Consider the following 22,882-nt stretch of genomic DNA (forward strand, 5'->3'; position numbering starts at 1 on the left):
GGACGGGGTACGCAAGGTTCAGGCGCGCGGCTGACGCGGCTGCTTCGCCTCCGCTTCGCCGAGCTCGCTGTGCACGACGACGATGCCGCCCTGCACGGCCGGGTCGCCCTGACCCTCGGAGAGCACGAGCTCACCGGTGACCCGCCCGGCGCCGCGCAGGTCCACGACGGCCGCGGCGACGGCGTCGCGGGCGGCTGCGGGGACGGCGAGCTCCACCGCGAGCAGCGGTGTGCGCATGGAGACCTTGGCCTCGGACTTGATCTTGCGCAGGACCGCCAGGGCGTGGCCGGCCGCGGTGAGCGCCGCCGGGTCTGCGTCGCCGGCCGCTGCGCGCAGCCCGTCGCTGACGGGCCACGTGGCGTGGTGCACGGAACCCTCCCGCCACCACGACCACACCTCTTCGGTCGCGAAGGGCAGGACGGGCGCGAACAGGCGCAGGAGCGTGTCGAGCGCGATGGCCAGGCCGGCGCGCGCGGAGAGCGTCTCGGCGGACGGGTCGGTGGCGCCCGCCCCGTAGGCACGGTCCTTGACGAGCTCGAGGTAGTCGTCGCAGAACGTCCAGAAGAACGTCTCGGAGACCTCGAGGGCCCGCGTGTGATCGTAGGCGACCAGCGCGGCGGTGGCCCGCTCGACGACGTCGGCGAGGCCGGCGAGCATCGCCCGGTCGAGCGGCTCCGTGACGAGGGACGGGTCGAGCGACACCTCGCCCTCACCGGCGAAGGAGAGCGCGAACTTGCTCGCGTTGAGGATCTTGATCGCGAGTCGGCGGCCGATCTTCATCTGCCCGATCTCGAACGCGGCGTCAGTCCCGAGCCGCGCGGACGCGGCCCAGTAGCGGACGGCGTCGGAGCCGTGCTCCTCGAGCAGGCCCATGGGGGTGACGACGTTGCCCTTGGACTTGCTCATCTTCTTGCGGTCGGGGTCGAGGATCCACCCCGAGATCGCTGCGTCGCTCCAGGGCAGGCAGCCGTGCTCGAGGTGCGAGCGGACGACGGTCGAGAACAGCCAGGTGCGGATGATGTCCTGACCCTGGGGACGCAGGTCCATGGGGAACACACGCGAGAAGAGGTCCGGGTCTGTGAGCCACCCACCCGCGATCTGCGGCGTGAGCGAGGACGTCGCCCACGTGTCCATGATGTCGGGGTCGCCGATGAACCCGCCGGCCTGGCCGCGCTGGTCCGCCGTGTAGCCGGCGGGCACGTCAGAGGACGGGTCGATGGGCAGCGACGCCTCGTCGGGCACGATCGGCGCATCCCACTGCGGCTCACCGGCGGCGTCGACGGGGTACCACACCGGGATCGGCACACCGAAGAACCGCTGGCGGGAGACGAGCCAGTCCCCGTTGAGGCCCCCGACCCAGTTGCTGTAGCGGACGGCCATGAACTCCGGGTGGAAGTTCAGCTCGTCGCCGCGCGCGAGGAGCGCAGCGTTGAGCTCGGCGTCGCGCCCGCCGTTGCGGATGTACCACTGGCGGCTGGTGACGATCTCGAGCGGCTTGTCGCCCTTCTCGAAGAAGTTGGCCTTGCGCTGGGTCGCGACCGGCTCGCCCAGAAGATCGCCGGACTCGCGCAGGGCGTCGACGACGGCGGTGCGGGCGGCGAACGTCGTGCGGCCGACGAGCTCGCCGAAGAGGGCGGTCCCGCGCTCCGAGGTGATCCATTCCGGCACGTCGCGCGTCATCCGTCCGTCGCGGTTGAGGACGGAGCGTGTCGGCAGCTGCAGCTCGCGCCACCACTGCACGTCGGTGAGGTCGCCGAAGGTGCAGCACATCGCGATGCCCGCACCCTTGTCGGGCTCGGCGGCGGGGTGCGCGAGGACGGGCACCTCCACGTCGAACAGGGGGGAGCGGACCGTCGTGCCGAACAGGTGCTGGTAGCGCTCGTCGTCCGGGTGGGCGATGAGGGCGACGCACGCCGGCAGCAGCTCCGGACGCGTCGTCTCGATGACGACGGGCGTTCCCGACTCGTCCGCGGCGTGGAAGGCGACCTTGTGGAAGTGGCCGGGGTAGTCGCGCGCCTCGAGCTCGGCCTGCGCGACGGCCGTCTGGAAGGTCACGTCCCACAGCCCGGGCGCCTCGGCCTGGTAGGCCTCACCACGGGCGAGGTTGTGCAGGAAGGCGGTCTGTGCGACGGCCTGGGCCGACCGGCCGATGGTCTGGTAGTGGTGCGACCAGTCGACGCTCAGGCCGAGGTAGCGCCACAGCGCCTCGAACTGCTGCTCGTCCTCGGCGGTGAGCCGCTCGCACAGCTCGACGAAGTTCTTGCGGCTGATGGGCTGCTGGTCGGCAGCCTTGACGCTCTTGCCCTCGGCGCCCTGGAGCGGGGGCTCGTAACCCTCGACGTACGGCAGCGACGGGTCGCACCGCACCCCGTAGTAGTTCTGCACCCGGCGCTCGGTGGGCAGGCCGTTGTCGTCCCACCCCATCGGGTAGAACACCGACTTCCCGCGCATGCGCTGGAAGCGCGCGACGACGTCGGTGTGCGTGTAGCTGAAGACATGGCCCACGTGCAGCGAGCCCGAGACGGTCGGCGGGGGAGTGTCGATCGAGAAGACGCCTGAGCGCTCCGCGGTGCGGTCGAACGCGTAGGTGCCCTGCTCGGACCAGCCCGCGTCCCACCGCTGCTCGAGGCCGTCCAGGCTGACCTTGTCCGGGACCTGGCGGACCGTCGCGACGAGGTGCGTGCGGCGCTCCTGCGCCTGGGAGGAGTCTGCGGGCACAGCGGCGTCAGGAGATGAGCTCATGGGCCACCATCTTTCCAGACGCACGGGTCAGCGCGTGCACGCCCGGGGAACTTCTCCCCATCGCGTCCCGGTGCGGGCGGTGGTTGCATCGGACGTGCGACGGCGTCGACGGCGCCGCGGGGCGGCGGGGGACGTATGAGCGAGTTCTGGGTGGACGAGGCGGGCCTCGACAGCTTGGCGGATTCCGTGGCTGCCTCCCGGGAGAGGGTCCGTACGGCGGCACTGTCCCACCGTGCTGCCGCGGGGGCTGACCTGGGCACGGCCTCGGGTCGCCACGATGCGGCGGTCGAGCGCTGGCAGGGTGGCCTGGCCACCGCCGCAGGCGCGCTGGCGGAGATCTCGCAGAAGATCGATGCGTGCGCGGCCGCCTACCGTGCGGGCGACGACGACCAGGCCGTCGTCTTCACGGGGGTCCGGCCGTGACGCAGGTCCCGGTCCTGTCCGCGCTCGACTGGAGGGCGCGCATCCGTGACCTGTGGGCGTTCGCGGATGACGTCCGGTCGCTCGGCTTCTCGTTCGACCCCCGCGACATCCTCGACAATCTCTCGGCACTGTGGGATCTCGTCAACCGTGGTTGGGACCTCATGACCGAGGCGCCCCCGGGGGACCCGGCCGCAGCGGATGCCGCCGCCACGACCTGGGTGGAGCTCCGCGCGGCGCTCGACGCCGTCGCCGACTGGCTGACCACCCAGCGCTCGCACGTCCCCCAGGTCTGGACCGGAGAAGCGGCGCAAGCCTGCACCGACTCCGTCCAGGTTCTCGGTGGCCTCGTCGACGAGGCAGCAGAGCTCGCGGGACAGGCGGCACGGGCGCTGACCGTGTACTCCGAGGAGCTCACCACGGCGCGTGCCCGGCACGCCGAGGTCGCTGACCACCTCCGGTCGGCCGGGTCCCGGATCCGGCCCTGTGCACCGTGGGACGTCCCTGACATGATCCGCGGACTCGTCGGGGACGTGGGTGACGCGATCCGCGCCGCAGTCGACGCGTACTCCGGGGCGCTCGACGCTGCGCAGGCGTGCGATCGCACCTTCGACACCGTCATCGACAGGATGCCGTTCCCGGACGGCGTGGTCGGTCTCAGCGCCGTCGACGTCATCAACCTCGCCGGGCCATCGGGACTCGAGACGCGGCCCCTCGTCGGAGACACGGCTCGCCGCGCGCAGGAGGCGTACGACGCCCTGCCGGCTGGCGCGCGGACGGTCGTCGACGGGGTCCTGGCCGGCGCCCCAGGTCCGGAGCACCGGGCATGGATCCTCGCGGCGCTCGCGGGCGGTGCGGACCCGGCCACGCTCGTACGCTTCGCCGACCGGATCGGGGAGAGGGATCCGGAGGCGCTCGCCGCGGTGCTCGACCCGACGTCGAGCCTGGTGTCGAGGCAGCGGACGGCGGACGGCGTGCCCGTGCTGCAGCAAGCCACCGACACGACCTGCGGCTCGGCGTCCCTCATCGTCGCTCGCATGCTCGCCGACCCGGTCTACGCGTTGCACGTGCTGGATGGTTACGACGCTACGACCGGGACGACGGACCCGGCCGGATCGACCTCCGCGGGCATCGCTGAACGGTTCGCCGAGGAGGAGACCAGGGTCCAGGCACGGACCAACTCCGCCGTCGACCGGTCGGCGGACGTCGTCGTCCCACCGTTCCTCGGCACGAAGCTGCCGTGGCCTACTGCGCTGGGCACGCCGCCGTGGGGTGCGAGCGAGGAGATGAACAACGGCGCCGGGATTCCCGGGACGCCCTACCACGTCAGCATGGTCGACACCGACTCGCCCGACGACGCGCGGCAGACCTACGACGACGTTGCGCGTGCGGTGGACAGCGGTCGTCCGGTTCCGCTGTACACCGGCTCCGACAGTGCACCGCGTCATGTCGTGCTCGCCGTGGGGCGCACGCCGGACGGCGCTCTCGAGCTCTTCAACCCGGCGACGGGCACCGTCGAGACGGTGAGCGCGGACGGGTTCGTCGCCGGCGGTGACGAGCTCGACGACGCTGGGTCGTGGCCGCGGGTCTGGGCGGCGGTCGTCCCGTGACGCGGGGGACGTCCGCGCGGGGCCGGGCGCTCGTGGCCGTGGCGCCCATGGTGCTCCTGCTCGCGGGGTGCTTCTCCGCGGCGGAGCCGCCGACCGACCTCGACGACGCGCGTCTCGGCTCGCTCCGGGGGACACTCTGGTTCACCCCCGTCGCTACGACGTCGGGGGGGCCGGCCGTGGGACCGTACCAGCCCTACGAGCGACCGGGCGCCATCCTCGAGGAGTCGCGCGCACGGACGGTCGCGGCCGCGGCTGCCGAGGAGCTCGCGGCCGCGCGGTCGGCGGGCTGGACGCCGGTCTTCGGCATCTGCCCCGGTGCGCCGGACGAGCAGGGACAGACCGGTGGCACGAACGGCCGCGCCTCCGCCCTCGTGCTGCACCTTGTGCGTGAGCTGGACGACGCTCCGGCGTTCGCACGTGTCACGGTGCTCCCGAGCGGACCTGACACGCACCTCGTCGGAGCGGCGTCGTCCGTCGACGTCACCGTCGCCGCGTACACGCTCTACCACCTCGACGAGGCGCCTCCCGCACGCAGCCCCGCCGTGGACGTCGACGAGCTCCCGTGCCTGGGTGGGGACGGACCGGAGGTTCTGGGCACTCCGGTCCCCCTCACAGAGGAGGGGATCCTCGACGAGGCGGACAAGGCGAGGGAAGACAGGGAGCGGGAGGCGCGGACCGAGGTCGGATGAGGCATCCCGTGGGACCGGGTCGCTCCCCGGGCGGTCCGCGCCCGAGCGTCTAGGGTTGGTCCATGGATCTGACCATCGGCTATGCCGCCATGCTCGAGCAGTTTCACCCGACCGACATCGTCGCCCTCTCCGAGTACGCAGAGACGCAGGGGTTCAGCGGCGTCATGGCGGCGGACCACTTCCAGCCCTGGGTGCCCCAGCAGGGGCAGAGCGCGTTCGTGTGGAACGTCCTGTCCGCGCTGGGGGAGCGCACGCGGGGGGACATCGGCCCTGGGGTGACGGCACCGACCTTCCGGTGGCACCCAGCGATGGTCGCGCAGGCGTCCGCGACGCTCGCCGCGATGTACCCCGGCCGGCACTGGCTCGGCCTCGGGTCCGGCGAGGCGCTCAACGAGCACATCATCGGCCAGTACTGGCCCGAGGCGCCCGAGCGGATCAACCGCATGTTCGAGGCGATCGACATCATCAAGAAGCTCTTCACGGCGTCGCTGGCGGGCAAGGACGTCAAGCACACGGGGCCGTTCTACAAGATGGAGTCGACGCGACTGTGGACGATGCCGGAGGTGGCGCCGGAGATCCTCGTCGCGACCGCCGGTCCGGTGACCGCCAAGCGCGCGGGCAAGCATGCGGACGGTCTCATCACCGTCGGCGCACCGCTCGAGAAGATCTCCATGCTGTTCGGCAAGTTCGACGACGGCGTCCGCGAGTCCGGCCGTGACCCCGGGTCGATGCCCAAGGTTCTCCAGATCCACCTGTCGTGGGCCGAGACCGACGAGGAGGCCATGGTCAACGCCATGACCGAGTGGCCCAACGGCGGCATGAAGTTCCCGAAGGCCGACATCCGCTCGCCGTTCGAGTTCGAGCAGATCGCCAAGCTCGTGCGCCCCGAGGACTTCGAGGGGCGCATGGTCATCTCGTCCGACCCCGACGTGCACCGCGCGAACATCCAGAAGTACGTAGACCTCGGCTTCGACCGCATCTACCTGCACAACGTCGGCCGCAACCAGCGCGAGTGGATCGACGTCTTCGGGCGGGACGTGCTGCCGAAGCTCTCCCGGTGACTGATCCCGTCACGTCGTCCGACGGCCCGGACGCGGGCTACCGCGTCTGGGCCCCGGACGGCATCGCCGAGGTCGTCACAGGTGACGATCTCTCCGCTCTCGTCGCGGGGGCGTGTCCGGAGCTGGTCGACGGCGACGTCGTCGTCGTCACGAGCAAGATCGTCTCCAAGGCGGAGGGCCGTGTCGTCGCCGCGGAGGACCGCGAGGCCGCCATCACCGCGGAGACGGTGCGCGTCGTCGCGACCCGGGAGCGGCCGGACGGCCCGCCGCTGCGCATCGTCGAGAACCGGCTCGGACTCGTCATGGCTGCGGCGGGCGTGGATGCGTCGAACACTCCGGAGGGCACAGTGCTGCTCCTGCCCCTGGACCCGGACGCCTCGGCGCGGCGCCTGCGCGCCGGGCTGCGCGAGCGGCTCGGTGCCGAGGTCGCCGTCGTCATCACGGACACGGCCGGCCGGCCGTGGCGGGACGGCCTCACGGATCTCGCGATCGGCGTCGCGGGTCTGCGTCCGCTGGTCGACGACCGTGGCTCGGTGGACACGCACGGCCGGCCGCTCACCGTGACGGTCACCGCCGTGGCTGACGAGGTCGCGGCAGCCGCGGAGCTCGTCAAGGGCAAGACGTCAGGACGCCCCGTCGCCGTCGTCCGCGGCCTGTCGCACCTCACGACGCCCGACGACGGTCCCGGCGCCCGTGTGCTCGTCCGGCTGGGCGCGTCAGACCTCTTCGCCGAGGGCTCGGCCGAGGCGTACGCGAGGGGAGAAGCCGATGGGCGCGCCGCGAGGGAGACGTCGCGACACTCTTGAGGACCATCGTCTCATCACGGTCCACCTGATATCGGTGGGATATCAGCGCGGTGACGTGATCATTCTTCTCGGGCACGTCTCTCTCACGATGCGTGGACTGCAACGAGGTACAGGCTCGCGGCGCCTGCGATCGACCAGCTGGTCAGGCTGCCGACGAGAAACTCTTCCGCTTTCCCGCCTGAAGCCCGATCAGCCGAGATCTCGGGAAACCGGACGATCCCCTTCGCAGCCAGCAGCCCCGCGACGATCGGGAAGGCTCCGCTCGTCGTCGCTGCGGTGATGAGGATCCGTTCGAGAGGCCCGATGTGCCGACCTCCGCGCATCGTCGCTGCCGAGTAGTCAGGACGCGCATCAAGCGCGCTGACGTAGCGGTGCCATATGCGAGACGCCCATCGGGACGGCAGGCGAGAGGTGGTCACCATCGTCGAGACGCTCGATCGGGCGGGCACCAACAGGACGTGGATCTCAGCACCGGTTCGGCCGAGCGCCGCTCGCACGATGAGGTTCGCGGTCTGGGTGAGTGTCAGCGCGACGGCAGAACCGGCGAGGACGAGGTCTGCCGACACGTTGCCGAGACCAGCCCTCGGTGATGCCCCCACGACGCTGGCGACCGCCGCGGGCACCGTCGCCGACGTGGTGTCGACGAGCACCACAGCAACAAGCAGGATCAAGAACGCGACCGCTGGCCACACCGGGGCAGGTCGGTCCACTCCGGCGGCAGAGCCTGCGATCGGCATCACCACGACCCATCCGGCCGCGACGATCGCACACGCGACAGCCCAGTACCAGTCCAGTCCAAGAGTGAAGACCGACGCGCTCGCAACGATGAGGACGGGGAGCAGGAGAGCGACGGCGCGGCGCGGCCTCGTGTGACCGACGGCGCTTGTTCGGACGGCGTCGACCGCTCCGACCATGAGCAGGAGGATGCTGGCGATCATGCGTCCCACCCCTCGCCGATGAGATAGTCAGCCGCGAGCAGGGCGGAGGCTCCCGAGCGCGAAAGATTCTGCGAGACGGCGCCCTGCGTGATTCCCTCTTCTGACGCGAGCTCCGACTGTGTGCGCTCGAGCAGAGTGCCCAGCGCGAGCCGACGTTCGCGCGGCTTCATCGACGAAATCGTCATGTCGCGCAGAAGGAGGTAGGCGTTCACCAGCCGTTCGGTGCGGCGGTCCCCGGCAACCGGAGCGCCGTCGATGAACCAGGAGCGCACGTACCGGCTGCCGGTGCTCTGACGGCGATGGGTTTCCTTGATCGCTTCACGTGCAGACCACCAGGCCGAGCCGTCCTGGATCGATCCGGCCCCCGCGGGTTCGATGGTGCGGATCTCGCCACGACCCAGCCCGAACCTCAGGTCGACGCCCGGAGGTAGGGAGAGTCGGACCAGCGTGGTCGCGCGCACCGCGTCGGGGAGGGCGCGGTAGACCGCCTGAAACTCGTCACCCACAGTCGGCCAGAGAGCTTGCTCGACGGGATACGTGCTCTGGGCCAGATCGAACGCTTCGCGGATCTCGCGCTGCGCTGCGGTGCGGTTCGTCAGATGCCGGGAACCGACGATATCGACGATGAGCGCGATCGACGTGGATGACATGCGATCAGAGTAGCGCTAATGTCAATCAAATATAAGCGCAAGGGTGATAGCGCCTCCGCCATGACGCGGCTGGACTGCTCGGGGTCACGGCCGCAGGAGCACCTTCGTGGCGCGCCGCTCGTCCATCGCGGCATACGCCTGCGCGACCTCCGTGAGCGGGAGCTCGAGGTCGAACACCCGCCCCGGGTTGATGGCGCCCGAGAGCACCTCGGGCAGCAGCTCCTCGACGTACCCGCGGACGGGCGCCACGCCGCCGTTCACCCCGACGTTCGTGTTGAACAGCGCCCGGACGGGGAGCTCGGGGCCACCGTTCGGCACGCCGACGTACCCGACCATCCCGCCCGGCCGGGCCGAGCGGATCGCCTGGTCCATCGACTCGGCGGTCCCGACGCACTCGAGCACGCAGTCCGGCCCGATCCCGTCGAACATCTCCTTGATGCGCGCCACTCCCTCGTCGCCGCGCTCCGCGACGACGTCGGTCGCGCCGAACTCGCGGGCGATGGCCTGGCGATCGGCATGGCGGGACATCGCCACGACCCGGGACGCCCCGAGCCGCTTCGCTGCGAGCACCGCGCACAGCCCGACGGCACCGTCCCCGACGACGACGACGGTGCTGCCTGTCGTGACACCGGCGGAGAGCGCCGCGTGGTGGCCGGTCCCCATGACGTCGGCAAGCGTGAGGAGGCTCGGCACGAGCGCGTCGTCGGGCACCTCGGGCGTCGCGACGAGGGTGCCGTCCGCGAGCGGGACGCGGACCCGCTCGCCCTGCGCACCCTGCACCGGGTGACCGTCGCGGTCCGTCGAGCCCCACCACCCGCCCGTGAGGCACGACGTGCTCACGCCGTTACGGCAGTTGAGGCACGTGTTGTCGCAGAAGTAGAAGGGGGCGATGACGAAGTCGCCCACCCGCACCTGCGACACGTCGTCGCCCACCTGCTCGACGATGCCGACGAACTCGTGCCCGATGGCCCTGGGCTCGTCGGTGGGTGTCACGCCGCGGTACGGCCACAGGTCCGACCCGCACACGCACGCTGCCACGACGCGCACGACCGCGTCGCCCGGCAGGACGAGACGGGGCTCCGCGACGTCGTCGAGTCGGATGTCGCCGGGACCGTGGATCACTGTTGCGCGCATGGGTGTCGAGTCTAGGGAGTGACCTGACCTGACGCTCGGCCGGAGACCCGAGCCGCCGTGCGTGCTCAGCCCTTCGCGGACTTCGCTGCTCGCGCTGCGGCCTTCGCCGCCTGCTTGGTCGCGCGGACCTCGGCGAGGCTCGTCGGGTCCGTGACGTCGGCGATCGAGCGTCGGGCATCCTCGTCCCCGTATGGTCCCGCGGCCTCTCGCCAGCCAGCCGGCCGGACGCCGTACTGCTTCCCGAGCAGAGCGAGGAAGATGCGCGCCTTCTGGTCGCCGAAGCCGGGCAGCGCCTTGAGGCGCCGGAGCACCTCGGCGCCGTCCGGGTCGCCGTCGGTCCACAACCGGGTGACATCACCGTCGTACGTGTCGACGAGCGCCCGGGCGACACCCTGGATGCGACCGGCCATCGAGCCGGGGTAGCGGTGCACCGCGGGTGGCGTCGCGCAGAGCGAGGCGAACTCGTCCGGGTCTGCGTCGGCGACGGCCCGCACATCCAGACCTCCCATCCGCTGGGCGATCTTCGACGGCCCCGCGAAGGCGCTCTCCATCGTCACCTGCTGGTCGAGGAGCATCCCGACGAGCAGCGCGAACGGGTCGCTCGTGAGCAGGTGGTCGGCCTCCGGGTCGCCGGTGAGCCACAGGTCTGAGGTGCTCATCCCCACATCATCGCAGCGCCGTCCGACCCTCGCTCTGCACGCCCGGGCAGGGTCGGCGCACGAGAGACAGAGGTGGGTTCGTCGCCGCGCCCCGCGTGCTCGTGGTCAGCCGGCGGACCACGCAGGCGACGGAGCCCGAACGCGACCCGGATGTGGTGTCGTAGGACCATGACGCACACCAACGACGACGCCGTGATCCGCCGCCTGCTCACCACGCCGGGCCGATGGGCGGTCGTCGGACTCTCTGACAACCGCGACCGTGTCGCCTATGGCATCGGCGCGTACCTCCAGAACCTCGGGATGGACATCGTCCCGGTGCACCCGAAGGCGCAGACGGTCCACGGCGCGACGGGCTACGCGCACCTCGCCGACGTCCCGGGGGAGATCGACGTCGTCGACGTGTTCGTCCGCTCCGAGCTCGCCGGAGACGTCGTCGACCAGGCGATCGCCGTCGGCGCGACGACCGTCTGGCTCCAGCTGGGCGTCATCGACGAGGCGGCGGCTGCCCGCGCGGCCGACGCCGGACTGGACGTCGTCATGGACACGTGCCCGGCCATCGAGGTGCCTCGGCTCGGTCTCGACACCTAGGGTCCGCGCTCCGGCGCGTCGGCGAGCAGGAACAGGCTCAGCGACCAGCGAACGTGAGGACGGGGCGACCGGTGGCGGGGTGCGTGAGGACCTGCGTGCGCACCCCGTAGACCCGATCCAGCACGTCCGGGACGAGCACGTCCGACACGGCACCGGCAGCGGCCACCGTGCCTCCGGACAGGAGGACGACGTGGTCGCACGAGCCTGCGGCGAGGTTGAGGTCGTGCAGGGCGGCGAGCACCGTCACACCGTCCGCCGCGAGCGAGGTCAGCAGGTCCATCGTCGCGAGCTGCGCCGCGATGTCGAGATGGTTCGTCGGCTCGTCGAGCAGCAGGACACGGGGCTCCTGGGCGAGGGCGCGGGCGACGTGCACCCGTTGACGCTCACCACCGGACAACGTCGACAGGTCACGCCCGGCGAGCTCGGACGCGCCGACGCGGTCGAGTGCTGCCCGGGCGACCTCCCGGTCACGCTCGCTGTCGCCGGAGAGCAGCGACCGGTGCGGGATCCGACCGAGGAGGACGGCGTCGAGCACCGTGAGCGCCAGCTCCGTCCCAGCATCCTGCTCGACGAACGCGACGACCCGTGCGCGCTCGCGGCGGGGTGTCGACAGGAGGTCGTGCCCCGCGAGCGTCACCGCACCGGACTCCGGCGCCTCGACCCCGGCCACCAGCCGGAGCAGGCTCGACTTGCCGGAGCCGTTCGGCCCGAGGAGCCCCGTGACGGCACCGGCAGGAGCGGTGCAGTCGACCCCGTCGATGATGAGGCGTCCCTCCACGGACCAGGACACCCGGGACGCGGTGAGCGCCCCGGAGCGGCTCGCCGGCCTGTCCGTGCCCGTGGCGACGGTGGCCCGGGCTGCCGGGCGCCCCCTCACAGGGACCGCCGGCTGCGCCACAGCACGAGTGCGAACACCGGCGCCCCGATGGCGGCGGTGACGATCCCGACAGGCAGCTCCCGTGGCGCGAAGACCGTGCGGGCCGCGGTGTCCGCCCACACGAGGAAGGTCGCGCCGCACAGTCCGGACAGGGGCAGGAGCAGTCGGTGCCGGGCACCTGTGACGAGGCGGACGGCGTGCGGGAGGATGAGGCCGACGAACCCGATCGATCCCGAGACGGACACGAGCGCTCCCGTGAGGAGCGCGACCCCGACGAGCAGCGCCCACCGCGTGCGGTTGACGGACAGGCCGAGCGTCGCGGCCGCCGTGTCTCCGAACGTGAACGCGTCGAGCACGGAGCCGGTCGATGCGAGGAGCGTGCCGACGACGAGGACGGCACCGGCTGCGATGGCGACCGAGGTCCACGTCGCCCCGGCGACCGAACCCATGAGCCACGAGAGGATCTCGCGGTAGGAGTCGCCCGTCGCCGACCAGAAGATGACGAACGACGTCCCTGCGGCGCACAGCTGGCTCACGGCCAGCCCGGCAAGGATCGTCCGCGTCGCGGTGATCCGGCCGAGCGCTCCCGCGAGCGCGAGGGCCACCACGAGGGCGAGCACTGCTCCCGTGAACGCGGCGACGGGCAGCAGGACCGTGACCCCGAGGACGAGGACGAGGACGGCGCCGAGGGACGCCCCGGAGGACAGTCCCAGGAGGTAGGGATCGGCGAGCGGGTTCCGGGTGAGGGACTGCATGACGACCCCGCAGATGGCGAGGCCCGCGCCCACGGCGGCCGCGGTGAGGACCCGGGGGAGGCGCAGCTGCCAGACGGTCCCGTCCTGGAGGAGGGGGACCTCGCTGAGGCCCAGCAGGTCCCCGAGCCCGACGTGCGTGAGGATCGACCGCCACACGTCAGGGACGCTGATGTCGGCGGGTCCCACGGTCACGGCCAGGAGCACGGTCGCGACGAGCACGAGCGTGGCGCTCGCGAGCCACGCCGCTGGCAGGATCCGCGACGCCCCGCCGGCGCTCCCCACCGGTCCACCGGGACGCCGTGACCCCGAGGGCGCGCCGCCGTCCGGGCGGGTGGCCCGGTCGACGGAGGGCGTCTGGGTGGCAGTCACGCGCGCGTCACTCCGTGTCGATCGCTGCGAGCTGGGCTGTGAGGTCCACGACGGCCGAGACGCTCCGGACGCCGGCCTCGGTCGCGGCGAAGGGCACGACGAGGTAACGCTCCTCGCGGACGGCCGTGAGGTTGGCCGTCGCCGGGTTGGACTCCAGGACGCCGATCTTCTTCTCTGCGGAGTTCCACGCGGAGTCGACGAGGACGAGCACGTCGGGGTCGGCGGCGATGGCCTCCTCCCACGAGTACGGGCCCCACGTGTCCTCGATGCCCGCAGCGGCGTTCTCCAGGCCGACAGCGTCCATGATCATCGCGGGGGCGCCGATGCCACCGCCGACGTACGGGATGTCCGAGCCGGACGAGTACCACAGCGCGGTCAGCCCGCGGTCGTCCTGCACGACGCCGCCGAGCTCGACGCGCTGCTCGGCGACGAGCTCGGCGGCGTCCTGGGTGGCGTCGAACATCTGCCCGACCTCGGTGATCTCGGCGAAGACGTCGTCGAACGTCAGGGGCGCGGGCTGGTAGGCAGGGTCCTTGCACGCCGAGGGCGAGACGTACGTGGCGACGCCGAGCGACTGCAGGGTGGCCCGGTCTCCGGCGCCCTCCGCGGTGAGGTTGGACTCCCATCCCGCGTACACGAGATCGGGCTCCGTCTCGAGGACCGCCTCTGCGCCGGGCACCTTGTCGGAGAGGGGCGTGGCGATCGCCGGGTTGTCCGCCGCAGCGTCGGCCAGCCAGTCGGCGACGGGTCCGTCGGGGTAGGCGGTGGCGACGATCCGGTCGCCGAGCCCGAGCGCGAGGAGCATCTCTGTGGTGCTCGACTTGATCGTCACGACCCGCTCCGGCGGTGCGTCGACGGTGGTGTCGACCCCGCAGTTGTCGAGCGTGAGCGGGAAGGTCGTGGAGCCGCCCGCTGGAGCGGGCTCCGACGGGGTCGCAGCCGACTCCTCGCCCGCGCAGGACGAGAGCGTGAGGGTCATGGCGAGGGCTGTGGCGAGCGCCGCGCCGCGGGCGGCGCGCGCCCGCGAGGGTCGTACAGGGGTCACGGAGATCTCCGGTGGTCGGGGAGCGACGACGTGGGGCGCGGCAGCTGCGCGCGGAGATCAGCGGCTCAAGCAGGAGTCGCGCACCGGACCAGATCGGGGTTCGGGATCACCGTGGAGTCTACCTGCGTGCGCTCATGCACGCCGATGTCGACGGATCGTGGTGCGGGCGTGGCAGAGGGAGTCCTCGTCGTGGATACCGAGGACGGGCTCGCTGCTCGGGCGCGTCCGGTCCGTGCCGGTTAGTGTACAAAATACGCTTTTGGGGACTCCGGCAGGAGGCGGACATGGCAGCGTCGCCCGACCATCCGAGCGCGCGCTCCTCCGAGGTTGCTCGGGGCGGCGACGGTGCGAGCAGGAGCCCGACGCTCATGCTCGTCATGGCCACCCTCGGGTTCCTCGTGAACTTCTGGGCGTGGTCGCTCATCAGCCCTCTCGCCTCGACCTACGAGGACCAGATGGACCTCAGGCCGGTGCAGGTCTCGATCGCCGTGGCCGTGCCGGTCATCGTCGGGTCGCTCGGACGGATCCCCGTAGGGGCGCTCACCGACAGGTACGGCGCCCGGCGCATGTTCCCGGTGGTGAGCCTGTGCACGATGGTGCCCGTCCTCTTCGTCGGGCTCGTCGCGGAGAGCTACCCCATGCTCCTGCTCGGCGGGTTCTTCCTCGGGCTCGGTGGCACGAGCTTCGCGATCGGCGTCCCGTTCGTCAACAAGTGGTTCGCCCCCGAGCGCCGGGGCACCGCGCTCGGACTGTTCGGCATGGGCACCGCCGGTACCGCGGTCGCCGCGTTCACGACCGTGTCCCTCGTGGACACCTTCGGGAGCGCCGCCCCGTTCGTGCTCGTGGCCGTGCTCCTCGTCGCGTACGCCGTCGCGGCGTGGGTGCTCCTGCGGGACGCCACCCCGCCGCGGCCACCCGAGGGGTCGTTCCTGCGCGCGACGGTGCGTACGGCGCGGATGCCCGCAACCGTCCAGCTGTCCCTCATCTACGCGCTCGGGTTCGGAGGGTTCGTGGCGTTCAGCGTCTACCTGCCCACCTACCTCACGACGGACTACGGGCTCACCCGCTCCGACGCAGCGTTCCGCACCGCCGGGTTCATCATCCTGGCCGTGATCGCCCGACCGGTCGGTGGGTGGTTGTCAGACCGGTGGAACCCCGTTCCCGTGCTCGTCGTCTGCTGCTCCCTCGCTGCGGCCCTCTCGCTCCTCGCAGCACTGCGTCTGGAGCTCCTGCCGGCCGGTTCCGTCGCGTTCCTCGGGCTGGCCGCCGTCCTGGGCGCTACGTCCGGAGCGTGCTTCGCCCTCGTCGCGAAGGTCGTGCCTCCCGACTCGGTCGGGTCCGTCACGGGGCTCGTCGGCGCGGCGGGGGGTCTCGGGGGGTTCTTCCCGCCGCTCGTCATGGGAGCGATCTACGAGGCCACGGGCGCGTACACGGTCGGGTTCATCCTGCTCGCCCTCACCGCGGTCGCCGTCACGGCGCTCACCCTGGGACCCGTCCGGCGGGCGACCCGGGGGGAGGCGCGACCACCGGCTGGCTGACCTGGACGAGCTCGAGCACGGCACGACCACCACGTGCGCCGCGGGACGGCGGAGAGGAACAGATCCGGATGACGACCGAGAAGACCGAGGGGCCCGGACGCGCCGGGCTCGGGGACGCGCTCACGGACGCCCTGCTGCGGACCCGGCGGTTCCTGCAGCCGCAGGAGGTGTCCCAGGACCTGCGGACGCTCCACGAGATCGGGGGTCGCGACGGGGACAGCTTCTACCGGGACCGGTGGAGCCACGACAAGGTCGTGCGCTCCACGCACGGCGTCAACTGCACGGGGTCGTGCTCGTGGAAGGTGTACGTCAAGGACGGGATCATCACGTGGGAGTCCCAGCAGACCGACTACCCGAGCGTGGGGCCGGACCGCCCGGAGTACGAGCCCCGGGGTTGCCCACGCGGGGCCGCGTTCTCCTGGTACACGTACTCGCCTACGCGGGTGCGGTACCCGTACGTGCGCGGTGCCCTGCTCGAGATGTACCGCGAGGCGAGGGCGCGCCTCACGGACCCCGTCCTGGCCTGGGGCGACGTCGTCGAAGACCCGGTGCGCTCGCGACGGTACAAGGCGGTGCGCGGGAAGGGTGGCCTCGTCCGGGCGACGTGGGACGAGGCGGTCGAGATGGCCGCCGCCGCACACGTGTACAGCATCAAGACGTACGGTCCCGACCGCCTGGCCGGGTTCTCGCCGATCCCGGCGATGTCGATGGTCTCCCACGCGGCCGGCTCGCGGTTCTACTCCCTCATCGGGGCACCGATGCTCTCCTTCTACGACTGGTACGCCGATCTTCCGGTCGCGTCCCCCCAGGTGTTCGGGGACCAGACCGACGTCCCCGAGTCCGGGGACTGGTGGGACGCCGGCTACCTCATCATGTGGGGCTCGAACCTCCCCGTGACGAGGACACCGGACGCGCACTGGATGGCCGAGGCCCGGTATCGGGGGCAGAAGGTCGTGGCGGTGTCCCCGGACTACGCGGACAACGTGAAGTTCGCCGACGAGTGGCTCGCGGCCCAGCCCGGCACGGACGGCGCCCTCGCGATGGCCATGGGGCACGTCACGCTCCGGGAGTTCTTCGTGGACCGGCAGGTCCCGTACTTCACCGACTACGTCAAGCGCTACACGGACCTGCCGTTCCTCGTGCGCCTCGTCGAGCGGGCGGGCGCGTACGTCCCCGACAAGTTCCTCACAGCCTCCGACCTCGGCGAGACGGACGGGAACGCGGAGTTCAAGACGGTCCTGCTCGACGCCACCACGGGCTCGCCCGTGGTGCCGGGCGGTTCGCTGGGGTTCCGCTTCGCCGAGGAGGGCGCCGGGCGCTGGAACCTCGACCTGGGGGACGTCGACCCGGTCCTCACCCTCTACGCGGCGGCCACGGACGACGCGGGGACGGTCGCGGTCGACCTGCCCCGGTTCGACGCGCCGGACGGGCACGGCGAGCTCGCGCACCGCGGGGTCCCGGTGCGGCGGGTCGGGGGACACCTCGTGACCACCGTGTTCGACCTCCTGCTCGCCCAGTACAGCGTGGGGCGCCCCGGGCTGCCCGGGCAGTGGCCCACGGGTTACGACGACCCGAGCCAGCCCGGCACCCCCGCGTGGCAGGAGACGATCACCGGCGTCCCCGCGGGGAAGGCCGAGCGCATCGGGCGCGAGTTCGCGACGAACGCGGAGGAGTCCCGCGGACGCTCGATGATCATCATGGGCGCCGGCACCAACCACTGGTTCCACTCCGACACGATCTACCGGACGTTCCTCACGCTCACGACCCTCACGGGGTGCCAGGGCGTCAACGGCGGCGGGTGGGCGCACTACGTGGGCCAGGAGAAGGTGCGGCCGATCACGGGGTACGCGCAGCTCGCGAACGCGCTCGACTGGGTGCGGCCGCCACGCCAGATGATCCAGACTGCCTACTGGTACCTGCACACGGACCAGTACCGCTACGACGCGTTCAGCGCAGACACGGTGGCATCCGCGGCGGGCACGGGGGCATTCGCCGGACGGAGCACAGCCGACGTGCTCGCCCAGTCCGCGCGACTCGGCTGGATGCCGTCCTACCCGACCTTCGACCGCAGCTCGCTCGACCTCGCCGACGACGCGGCGGAGGCAGGGCTGCCGGTCACCGAGTACGTCCCCCGCGAGCTCGCGGCGGGCAGGTTGCGGTTCGCCTGCGAGGACCCGGACGCGCCCGAGAACTTCCCGCGGGTGCTCACGGTCTGGCGGGCCAACCTCCTGGGGAGCTCCGGCAAGGGTGGTGAGTACTTCCTCAAGCACCTCCTGGGGACCGACGCCTCCGTCCGGGCGACCGAGGCACCGCCGCAGGCGCGTCCCCGCGACGTCGTCTGGCGAGACGAGGCCCCGAAGGGCAAGCTCGACCTCCTGCTCTCGCTCGACTTCCGGATGACGAGCACGACGCTCTTCTCGGACATCGTCCTCCCAGCGGCGACGTGGTACGAGAAGCACGACCTCAGCTCGACGGACATGCACCCCTTCATCAACTCCTTCTCGCCGGCCATCGCCCCGCCCTGGCAGAGCAGGACGGACTTCGACGCCTTCGCCGCGCTGGCCCAGCGGTTCAGCGAGCTGTCCGTCGAGCACCTGGGTGTCCGCCAGGACGTCGTCGCGTCACCTCTCGCGCACGACACACCGGACGAGCTCGCGACGCCCCACGGGCGGGTCCGGGACTGGGCCGCGGGCGACTGCGACCCCGTCCCCGGCGTGACGATGCCGAAGCTCACGGTGGTCGAGCGCGACTACCCGGCGGTCGCGCAGAAGATGGCCGCGCTGGGCCCGCTCGTCGACACCCTCGGCGAGACGACGAAGGGCGTGACGTTCCGCGTGGGCGAGGAGGTCGACTACCTGCGGCGGAAGAACGGGACCGTGCGCACCGGCGTCGGCGCGGGGCGACCGTCCCTGGCCCGGGACACGGACATGTGCGAGGCGATCCTCGCCCTGTCCGGGACCACCAACGGTCGGCTCGCCGTCCAGGGCTTCCGCACGCTCGAGGAACGGACGGGCATGCGGCTCGCCGACCTCGCTGCCGAGCACGAGGGGAAGCAGGTCACCTTCCGCGACACCCAGGTCGCTCCGGTGCCCGTGATCACCTCGCCGGAGTGGTCCGGGAGCGAGGCCGGCGGACGCCGGTACTCGCCGTTCACGATCAACGTCGAGCGCCTCAAGCCCTGGCACACCCTCACCGGCCGTCAGCAGTTCTTCATCGACCACGACTGGATGTCGGAGGTGGGGGAGAACCTCCCGGTGTTCCGCCCGCCGCTCAACATGCCGGCGCTCTTCGGGGAACCCGAGATCGGGAGCACAGGCGAGCTCGGCCTCACCGTCCGGTACCTGACCCCCCACAACAAGTGGTCGATCCACTCCGAGTACCAGGACAACCTCCTCATGCTCAGCCTCTCCCGGGGAGGCCCGGCCATCTGGGTGAGCAGCCGGGACGCGGCCAAGGTCGGCATCAAGGACAACGACTGGATCGAGGCCGTCAACCGCAACGGTGTGGTCGTCGCGCGAGCGATCGTCTCCCACCGGATGCCGGAGGGAACGGTGTACATGTACCACGCGCAGGACCGCCTCATCGACGTCCCGCTGACCGAGACCACAGGCAGGCGTGGTGGCATGCACAACTCCCTCACCCGGCTGCTCATCAAGCCCAGCCATCTCATCGGCGGCTACGCGCAGCTCTCGTACGCCTTCAACTACATCGGCCCCACCGGCAACCAGCGTGACGAGGTCACGATGATCCGCCGACGGTCCCAGGAGGTCCGGTACTGATGCGCAGCCGCACGGGAACGACAGGGCGGACCGGACGGGACCGCACGCACAGGGGAGGGTGGGCACGATGCGAGTGATGGCGCAGATGTCGATGGTCATGAACCTCGACAAGTGCATCGGGTGCCACACGTGCTCGGTGACGTGCAAGCAGGCGTGGACGAACCGCAGCGGCACCGAGTACGTGTGGTTCAACAACGTCGAGACGCGGCCCGGGCAGGGGTACCCCCGCACGTACGAGGACCAGGAACGCTGGGAGGGCGGCTGGACCCGCACCCGGCGCGGACGCCTCAAGCTCAAGCAGGGCGGGCGGTGGAAGAACCTCGCGACGATCTTCGCGAGTCCGAGGATGCCGTCCATCGACGACTACTACGAGCCGTGGACCTACGACTACGAGACGCTGACGACGGCGCCGCTGCAGGAGCACACGCCGGTGGCCCGGCCGACGTCGCTCCTCACGGGCGAGCACACGGCGATCCGGTGGAGCGCCAACTGGGACGACGACCTCGGCGGCGCCCCCGAGCTCGCCCATGCTGACCCCGTCCTGCAGAAGGTGTCCGAGAAGGTCACCCTCGAGTTCGAGCAGACGTTCATGTTCTACCTGCCGCGCATCTGCGAGCACTGCCTCAACCCGTCGTGCGCGGCGTCCTGCCCCTCGGGAGCGATCTACAAGCGCGCCGAGGACGGGATCGTGCTCGTCGACCAGGACGCGTGCCGGGGCTGGCGCAAGTGCGTGACCGGGTGCCCTTACAAGAAGGTGTACTTCAACCACCGCACCGGCAAGGCCGAGAAGTGCACGTTCTGCTACCCACGCGTCGAGGTGGGCCTGCCGACCATCTGCTCCGAGACGTGCGTCGGTCGGCTCCGGTACATCGGGCTCGTGCTCTACGACGCGGACAAGGTGCTCGAGGCCGCGAGCGTCGCGGACGACCACGACCTGCTCGCCGCGCAGCGCAGCGTGTTCCTCGACCCGCACGACCCGGAGGTGGTCCGCGCGGCGGAGCTCGCGGGGATCCCGCGGGACTGGGTCGACGCCGCCCAGCGCTCGCCGGTCTGGCGCCTCATCAGCGACTACGAGGTGGCGCTGCCCCTGCACCCGGAGTACCGGACGATGCCGATGGTCTGGTACATCCCGCCGCTCAGCCCGGTGGTCGACGTCGTCGCCGAGACAGGGCAGGACGCGGAGGACACGCACAACCTCTTCGCGGCGATCGACACCCTGCGGATCCCGGTGGAGTACCTCGCGGAGCTCTTCACCGCCGGTGATGCGACGCCGGTGACCGCGGTGCTCAAGCGCCTGGCGGCGATGCGGTCGTTCATGCGGGACATCACCCTCGGGCGCGAGCGCGACGAGTCCATCGCGCAGGCCGTGGGGATGGACGGTGACTCCATGTACGAGATGTACCGGCTCCTGGCGATCGCGAAGTACGAGGAGCGGTACGTCATCCCGCCGGCGCACGCGGAGCAGGCCCACGGTCTCGAGGAGCTCGCCACGGAGTGCAGCCTCGACTACGACGGCGGTCCCGGCATGGGTGGGTCCGGCCCGTTCGGCGAGGGGTCGGGCGGGACCACTCCCGTGGCGATCGAGAACTTCCACATGCTCAAGCAGCGTCAGACGAGCGACAGCGCGACGGGCACGCCCACCCGGGTGAACCTCCTCAACTGGGACGGGAAAGGGGCTCCCGCCGGACTGTTCCCGTCCCGCGGGGACGGGACCGACCCCGCCGGAGAGACGGAGCCGCGGCCGTGAACCGTGCGGCGCGGGCGCGCGCAGCCAGAGAGCTGGCGTCCGAGGAGACCGCCCTCGTGCATCGCGTCGCGGCGCTCCTTCTCGACTACCCCGACGCGACGCTGCTCGGTCGTCTCGGCGCCCTCGAGCGGGTGTGCGGCGCGCTGCCCGGACAGTCGGGCGCCCCGCTGCGCCGGCTCGTCGCGCACCTCGCCGCGGGGACCCAGGGGCAGCTCGAGGCGGAGTACGTCGCGACGTTCGACCACCGTCGGCGCTGCTGCCTCTACCTCACCTACTACGCCCACGGCGACACCCGGCAGCGCGGCGTCGCCCTCGTCACCCTCAAGCAGGCGTACCGGCGGGCCGGGCTCGTCGTCGGCGACGAGGAGCTGCCCGACCACCTCTGCGTGCTCCTGGAGTTCGCCGCCACCGCCGACCGGGCGGAGGGCATCCGGCTGCTGCTCGAGCACCGTGCAGGACTGGAGCTGCTGCGCACCGCCCTCCTCGACGTCGGGTCGCCGTACGCCGACGCCGTCACGGCGGTGAGCGCGACGCTCCCGGCGCTCGCCGGCACGGACCGCGAGGCGGTCCTGCGCCTCGCGGCCGAGGGACCACCCGGCGAGGACGTCGGCCTCGAACCGTTCGCCCGCCCCGAGTACTCCGGAGTCCACCCATGACGACGACCGACATCCTCCTGTGGGTGGTCATCCCGTACGTGACCCTCGCGATCTTCGTGCTCGGGCACGTCTGGCGGTACCGGTACGACAAGTTCGGCTGGACGACGCGCTCCTCGCAGCTCTACGAGAGCCGGTTGCTGCGCTGGGCCAGCCCGCTGTTCCACTTCGGGATCCTCGCCGTGTTCCTCGGGCACGTCCTCGGCCTCGGGATCCCGCAGAGCTGGACGGACGCGGTGGGCATCTCCGAGCGCGCCTACCACGTCCTCGCCGTGAGCATCGGGAGCGTCGCCGGGTTCTGCACCCTCGTCGGCGCGGCGCTGCTCATCTACCGCAGGCGGACCGTGGGGCCGGTGTTCAGCGCGACGACGAGGACGGACAAGGCCATGTGGTTCATGCTCGGGCTCGTCATCCTCCTCGGCCTGTGGAACACCGTCTCCGGCTCCGTCCTCAACCTCGGCGGGGACTACGACTACCGCACCGGTGTCTCCGAGTGGTACCGCAGCATCTTCTACCTCGACCCCCGGGGAGAGCTCATGGCGCAGGCGCCCATCGGCTTCCAGGCGCATGCCATGGCGGCGATGATCCTCTTCGCGATGTGGCCGTTCACCCGCCTCGTCCATGTCTTCAGCGCCCCGGTGGGCTACCTGTGGCGTCCGTACGTCGTCTACCGCAGCAAGGACGTCGCGCCGGCTCGGCGGCCCCGGGGCTCAGCCTGGGACCGCGCGACGAGCGGCCGGTAGCCCGTCAGCTCTCGGCGCGTGCGGTGCGTGCAGTGATCTCGACCGTCGTGCAGCCAGGGGAGCAGACCGCGCACGCGCC

19 protein-coding genes are annotated in these 22,882 nt (G+C 71.4%); 11 read left to right on the forward strand and 8 right to left on the reverse strand.

All coding sequences use genetic code 11. The features are described from left to right. Positions 1 to 18: 18 nt before the first annotated feature. Complete coding sequence (gene valS, locus AC2AXK_RS10025; RefSeq protein WP_484345220.1) at positions 19 to 2,742, reverse strand: valine--tRNA ligase; 2,724 nt, start codon at positions 2,740 to 2,742, stop codon at positions 19 to 21. 135 nt (positions 2,743 to 2,877) lie between these two features. Here valS and AC2AXK_RS10030 point away from each other — a divergent pair, with 135 nt between their 5' ends. The 5 genes from AC2AXK_RS10030 (at position 2,878) to AC2AXK_RS10050 (ending at position 7,328) form a co-directional block, all read left to right on the forward strand. Beyond that, positions 2,878 to 3,165 carry a hypothetical protein gene (locus tag AC2AXK_RS10030; protein ID WP_484345221.1) on the forward strand — a complete coding sequence of 96 codons (288 nt, stop codon included), beginning with the start codon at positions 2,878 to 2,880 and terminating at the stop codon, positions 3,163 to 3,165. Further along, positions 3,162 to 4,772: a WXG100-like domain-containing protein gene (locus AC2AXK_RS10035; RefSeq protein ID WP_484345222.1), complete on the forward strand. Its 1,611-nt coding sequence runs from the start codon at positions 3,162 to 3,164 to the stop codon at positions 4,770 to 4,772. The genes AC2AXK_RS10030 and AC2AXK_RS10035 overlap by 4 nt, the downstream gene beginning before the upstream one ends. Further along, complete coding sequence (locus AC2AXK_RS10040; protein WP_484345223.1) at positions 4,769 to 5,461, forward strand: hypothetical protein; 693 nt, start codon at positions 4,769 to 4,771, stop codon at positions 5,459 to 5,461. Before AC2AXK_RS10035 ends, AC2AXK_RS10040 begins: the two co-directional genes overlap by 4 nt. A gap of 62 nt (positions 5,462 to 5,523) precedes the next feature. Further along, positions 5,524 to 6,522, forward strand: a complete 999-nt coding sequence (locus AC2AXK_RS10045; protein ID WP_484345224.1) for a TIGR03557 family F420-dependent LLM class oxidoreductase — start codon at positions 5,524 to 5,526, stop codon at positions 6,520 to 6,522. Then, complete coding sequence (locus AC2AXK_RS10050; RefSeq protein WP_484345225.1) at positions 6,519 to 7,328, forward strand: coenzyme F420-0:L-glutamate ligase; 810 nt, start codon at positions 6,519 to 6,521, stop codon at positions 7,326 to 7,328. The genes AC2AXK_RS10045 and AC2AXK_RS10050 overlap by 4 nt, the downstream gene beginning before the upstream one ends. A gap of 83 nt (positions 7,329 to 7,411) precedes the next feature. Here the strand turns inward: AC2AXK_RS10050 and AC2AXK_RS10055 are convergent, their stop codons facing one another. The 4 genes from AC2AXK_RS10055 to AC2AXK_RS10070 all read right to left on the reverse strand — a co-directional run bounded on the left by AC2AXK_RS10055 (position 7,412) and on the right by AC2AXK_RS10070 (position 10,709). Continuing rightward, positions 7,412 to 8,266, reverse strand: coding sequence for a hypothetical protein (locus AC2AXK_RS10055; RefSeq protein ID WP_484345226.1), 855 nt, complete (start codon positions 8,264 to 8,266; stop codon positions 7,412 to 7,414). After that, entirely contained in the window at positions 8,263 to 8,916 is a 654-nt protein-coding gene (locus AC2AXK_RS10060; protein ID WP_484345227.1) for a SatD family protein, read from the reverse strand. Before AC2AXK_RS10060 ends, AC2AXK_RS10055 begins: the two co-directional genes overlap by 4 nt. Before the next feature lie 84 nt (positions 8,917 to 9,000). Next, positions 9,001 to 10,050: a zinc-dependent alcohol dehydrogenase family protein gene (locus AC2AXK_RS10065; RefSeq protein ID WP_484345228.1), complete on the reverse strand. Its 1,050-nt coding sequence runs from the start codon at positions 10,048 to 10,050 to the stop codon at positions 9,001 to 9,003. A 65-nt stretch (positions 10,051 to 10,115) separates the two neighbouring features. Further along, positions 10,116 to 10,709, reverse strand: coding sequence for an HhH-GPD-type base excision DNA repair protein (locus AC2AXK_RS10070; protein WP_484345229.1), 594 nt, complete (start codon positions 10,707 to 10,709; stop codon positions 10,116 to 10,118). 168 nt (positions 10,710 to 10,877) lie between these two features. On the opposite strand from AC2AXK_RS10070, the gene AC2AXK_RS10075 reads away from it, so the two are divergent. Next, positions 10,878 to 11,297, forward strand: a complete 420-nt coding sequence (locus AC2AXK_RS10075; RefSeq protein ID WP_484345230.1) for a CoA-binding protein — start codon at positions 10,878 to 10,880, stop codon at positions 11,295 to 11,297. A gap of 37 nt (positions 11,298 to 11,334) precedes the next feature. On the opposite strand, the gene AC2AXK_RS10080 is transcribed toward AC2AXK_RS10075, so the two are convergent. Genes AC2AXK_RS10080 through AC2AXK_RS10090 form a run of 3 tightly spaced genes read right to left on the reverse strand, consistent with a single transcriptional unit; the run spans position 11,335 to position 14,277 of the window. After that, positions 11,335 to 12,174: a putative F420-0 ABC transporter ATP-binding protein gene (locus AC2AXK_RS10080; protein ID WP_484345231.1), complete on the reverse strand. Its 840-nt coding sequence runs from the start codon at positions 12,172 to 12,174 to the stop codon at positions 11,335 to 11,337. Beyond that, complete coding sequence (locus AC2AXK_RS10085; RefSeq protein ID WP_484345232.1) at positions 12,171 to 13,298, reverse strand: putative F420-0 ABC transporter permease subunit; 1,128 nt, start codon at positions 13,296 to 13,298, stop codon at positions 12,171 to 12,173. Before AC2AXK_RS10085 ends, AC2AXK_RS10080 begins: the two co-directional genes overlap by 4 nt. Before the next feature lie 7 nt (positions 13,299 to 13,305). Further along, a complete protein-coding gene (locus tag AC2AXK_RS10090; protein WP_484345412.1) occupies positions 13,306 to 14,277 on the reverse strand; it encodes a putative F420-0 ABC transporter substrate-binding protein in 972 nt (323 codons plus the stop codon). A 350-nt stretch (positions 14,278 to 14,627) separates the two neighbouring features. Between AC2AXK_RS10090 and AC2AXK_RS10095 the strand changes: the two genes are divergently transcribed. From AC2AXK_RS10095 to narI, 5 genes are all read left to right on the forward strand, one after another. Next, complete coding sequence (locus AC2AXK_RS10095) at positions 14,628 to 15,881, forward strand: MFS transporter (RefSeq protein ID WP_484345233.1); 1,254 nt, start codon at positions 14,628 to 14,630, stop codon at positions 15,879 to 15,881. Between the two features lie 68 nt (positions 15,882 to 15,949). Next, entirely contained in the window at positions 15,950 to 19,660 is a 3,711-nt protein-coding gene (locus tag AC2AXK_RS10100; protein ID WP_484345234.1) for a nitrate reductase subunit alpha, read from the forward strand. Positions 19,661 to 19,727: 67 nt separating this feature from the next. After that, a complete protein-coding gene (gene narH, locus AC2AXK_RS10105; RefSeq protein WP_484345235.1) occupies positions 19,728 to 21,407 on the forward strand; it encodes a nitrate reductase subunit beta in 1,680 nt (559 codons plus the stop codon). Next, positions 21,404 to 22,063: a nitrate reductase molybdenum cofactor assembly chaperone gene (gene narJ, locus AC2AXK_RS10110; protein WP_484345236.1), complete on the forward strand. Its 660-nt coding sequence runs from the start codon at positions 21,404 to 21,406 to the stop codon at positions 22,061 to 22,063. Before narH ends, narJ begins: the two co-directional genes overlap by 4 nt. Further along, a complete protein-coding gene (gene narI, locus AC2AXK_RS10115) occupies positions 22,060 to 22,803 on the forward strand; it encodes a respiratory nitrate reductase subunit gamma (RefSeq protein ID WP_484345237.1) in 744 nt (247 codons plus the stop codon). The genes narJ and narI overlap by 4 nt, the downstream gene beginning before the upstream one ends. Positions 22,804 to 22,882 lie beyond the last annotated feature (79 nt).

This window comes from Sanguibacter sp. Z6_81, from assembly GCF_057180625.1.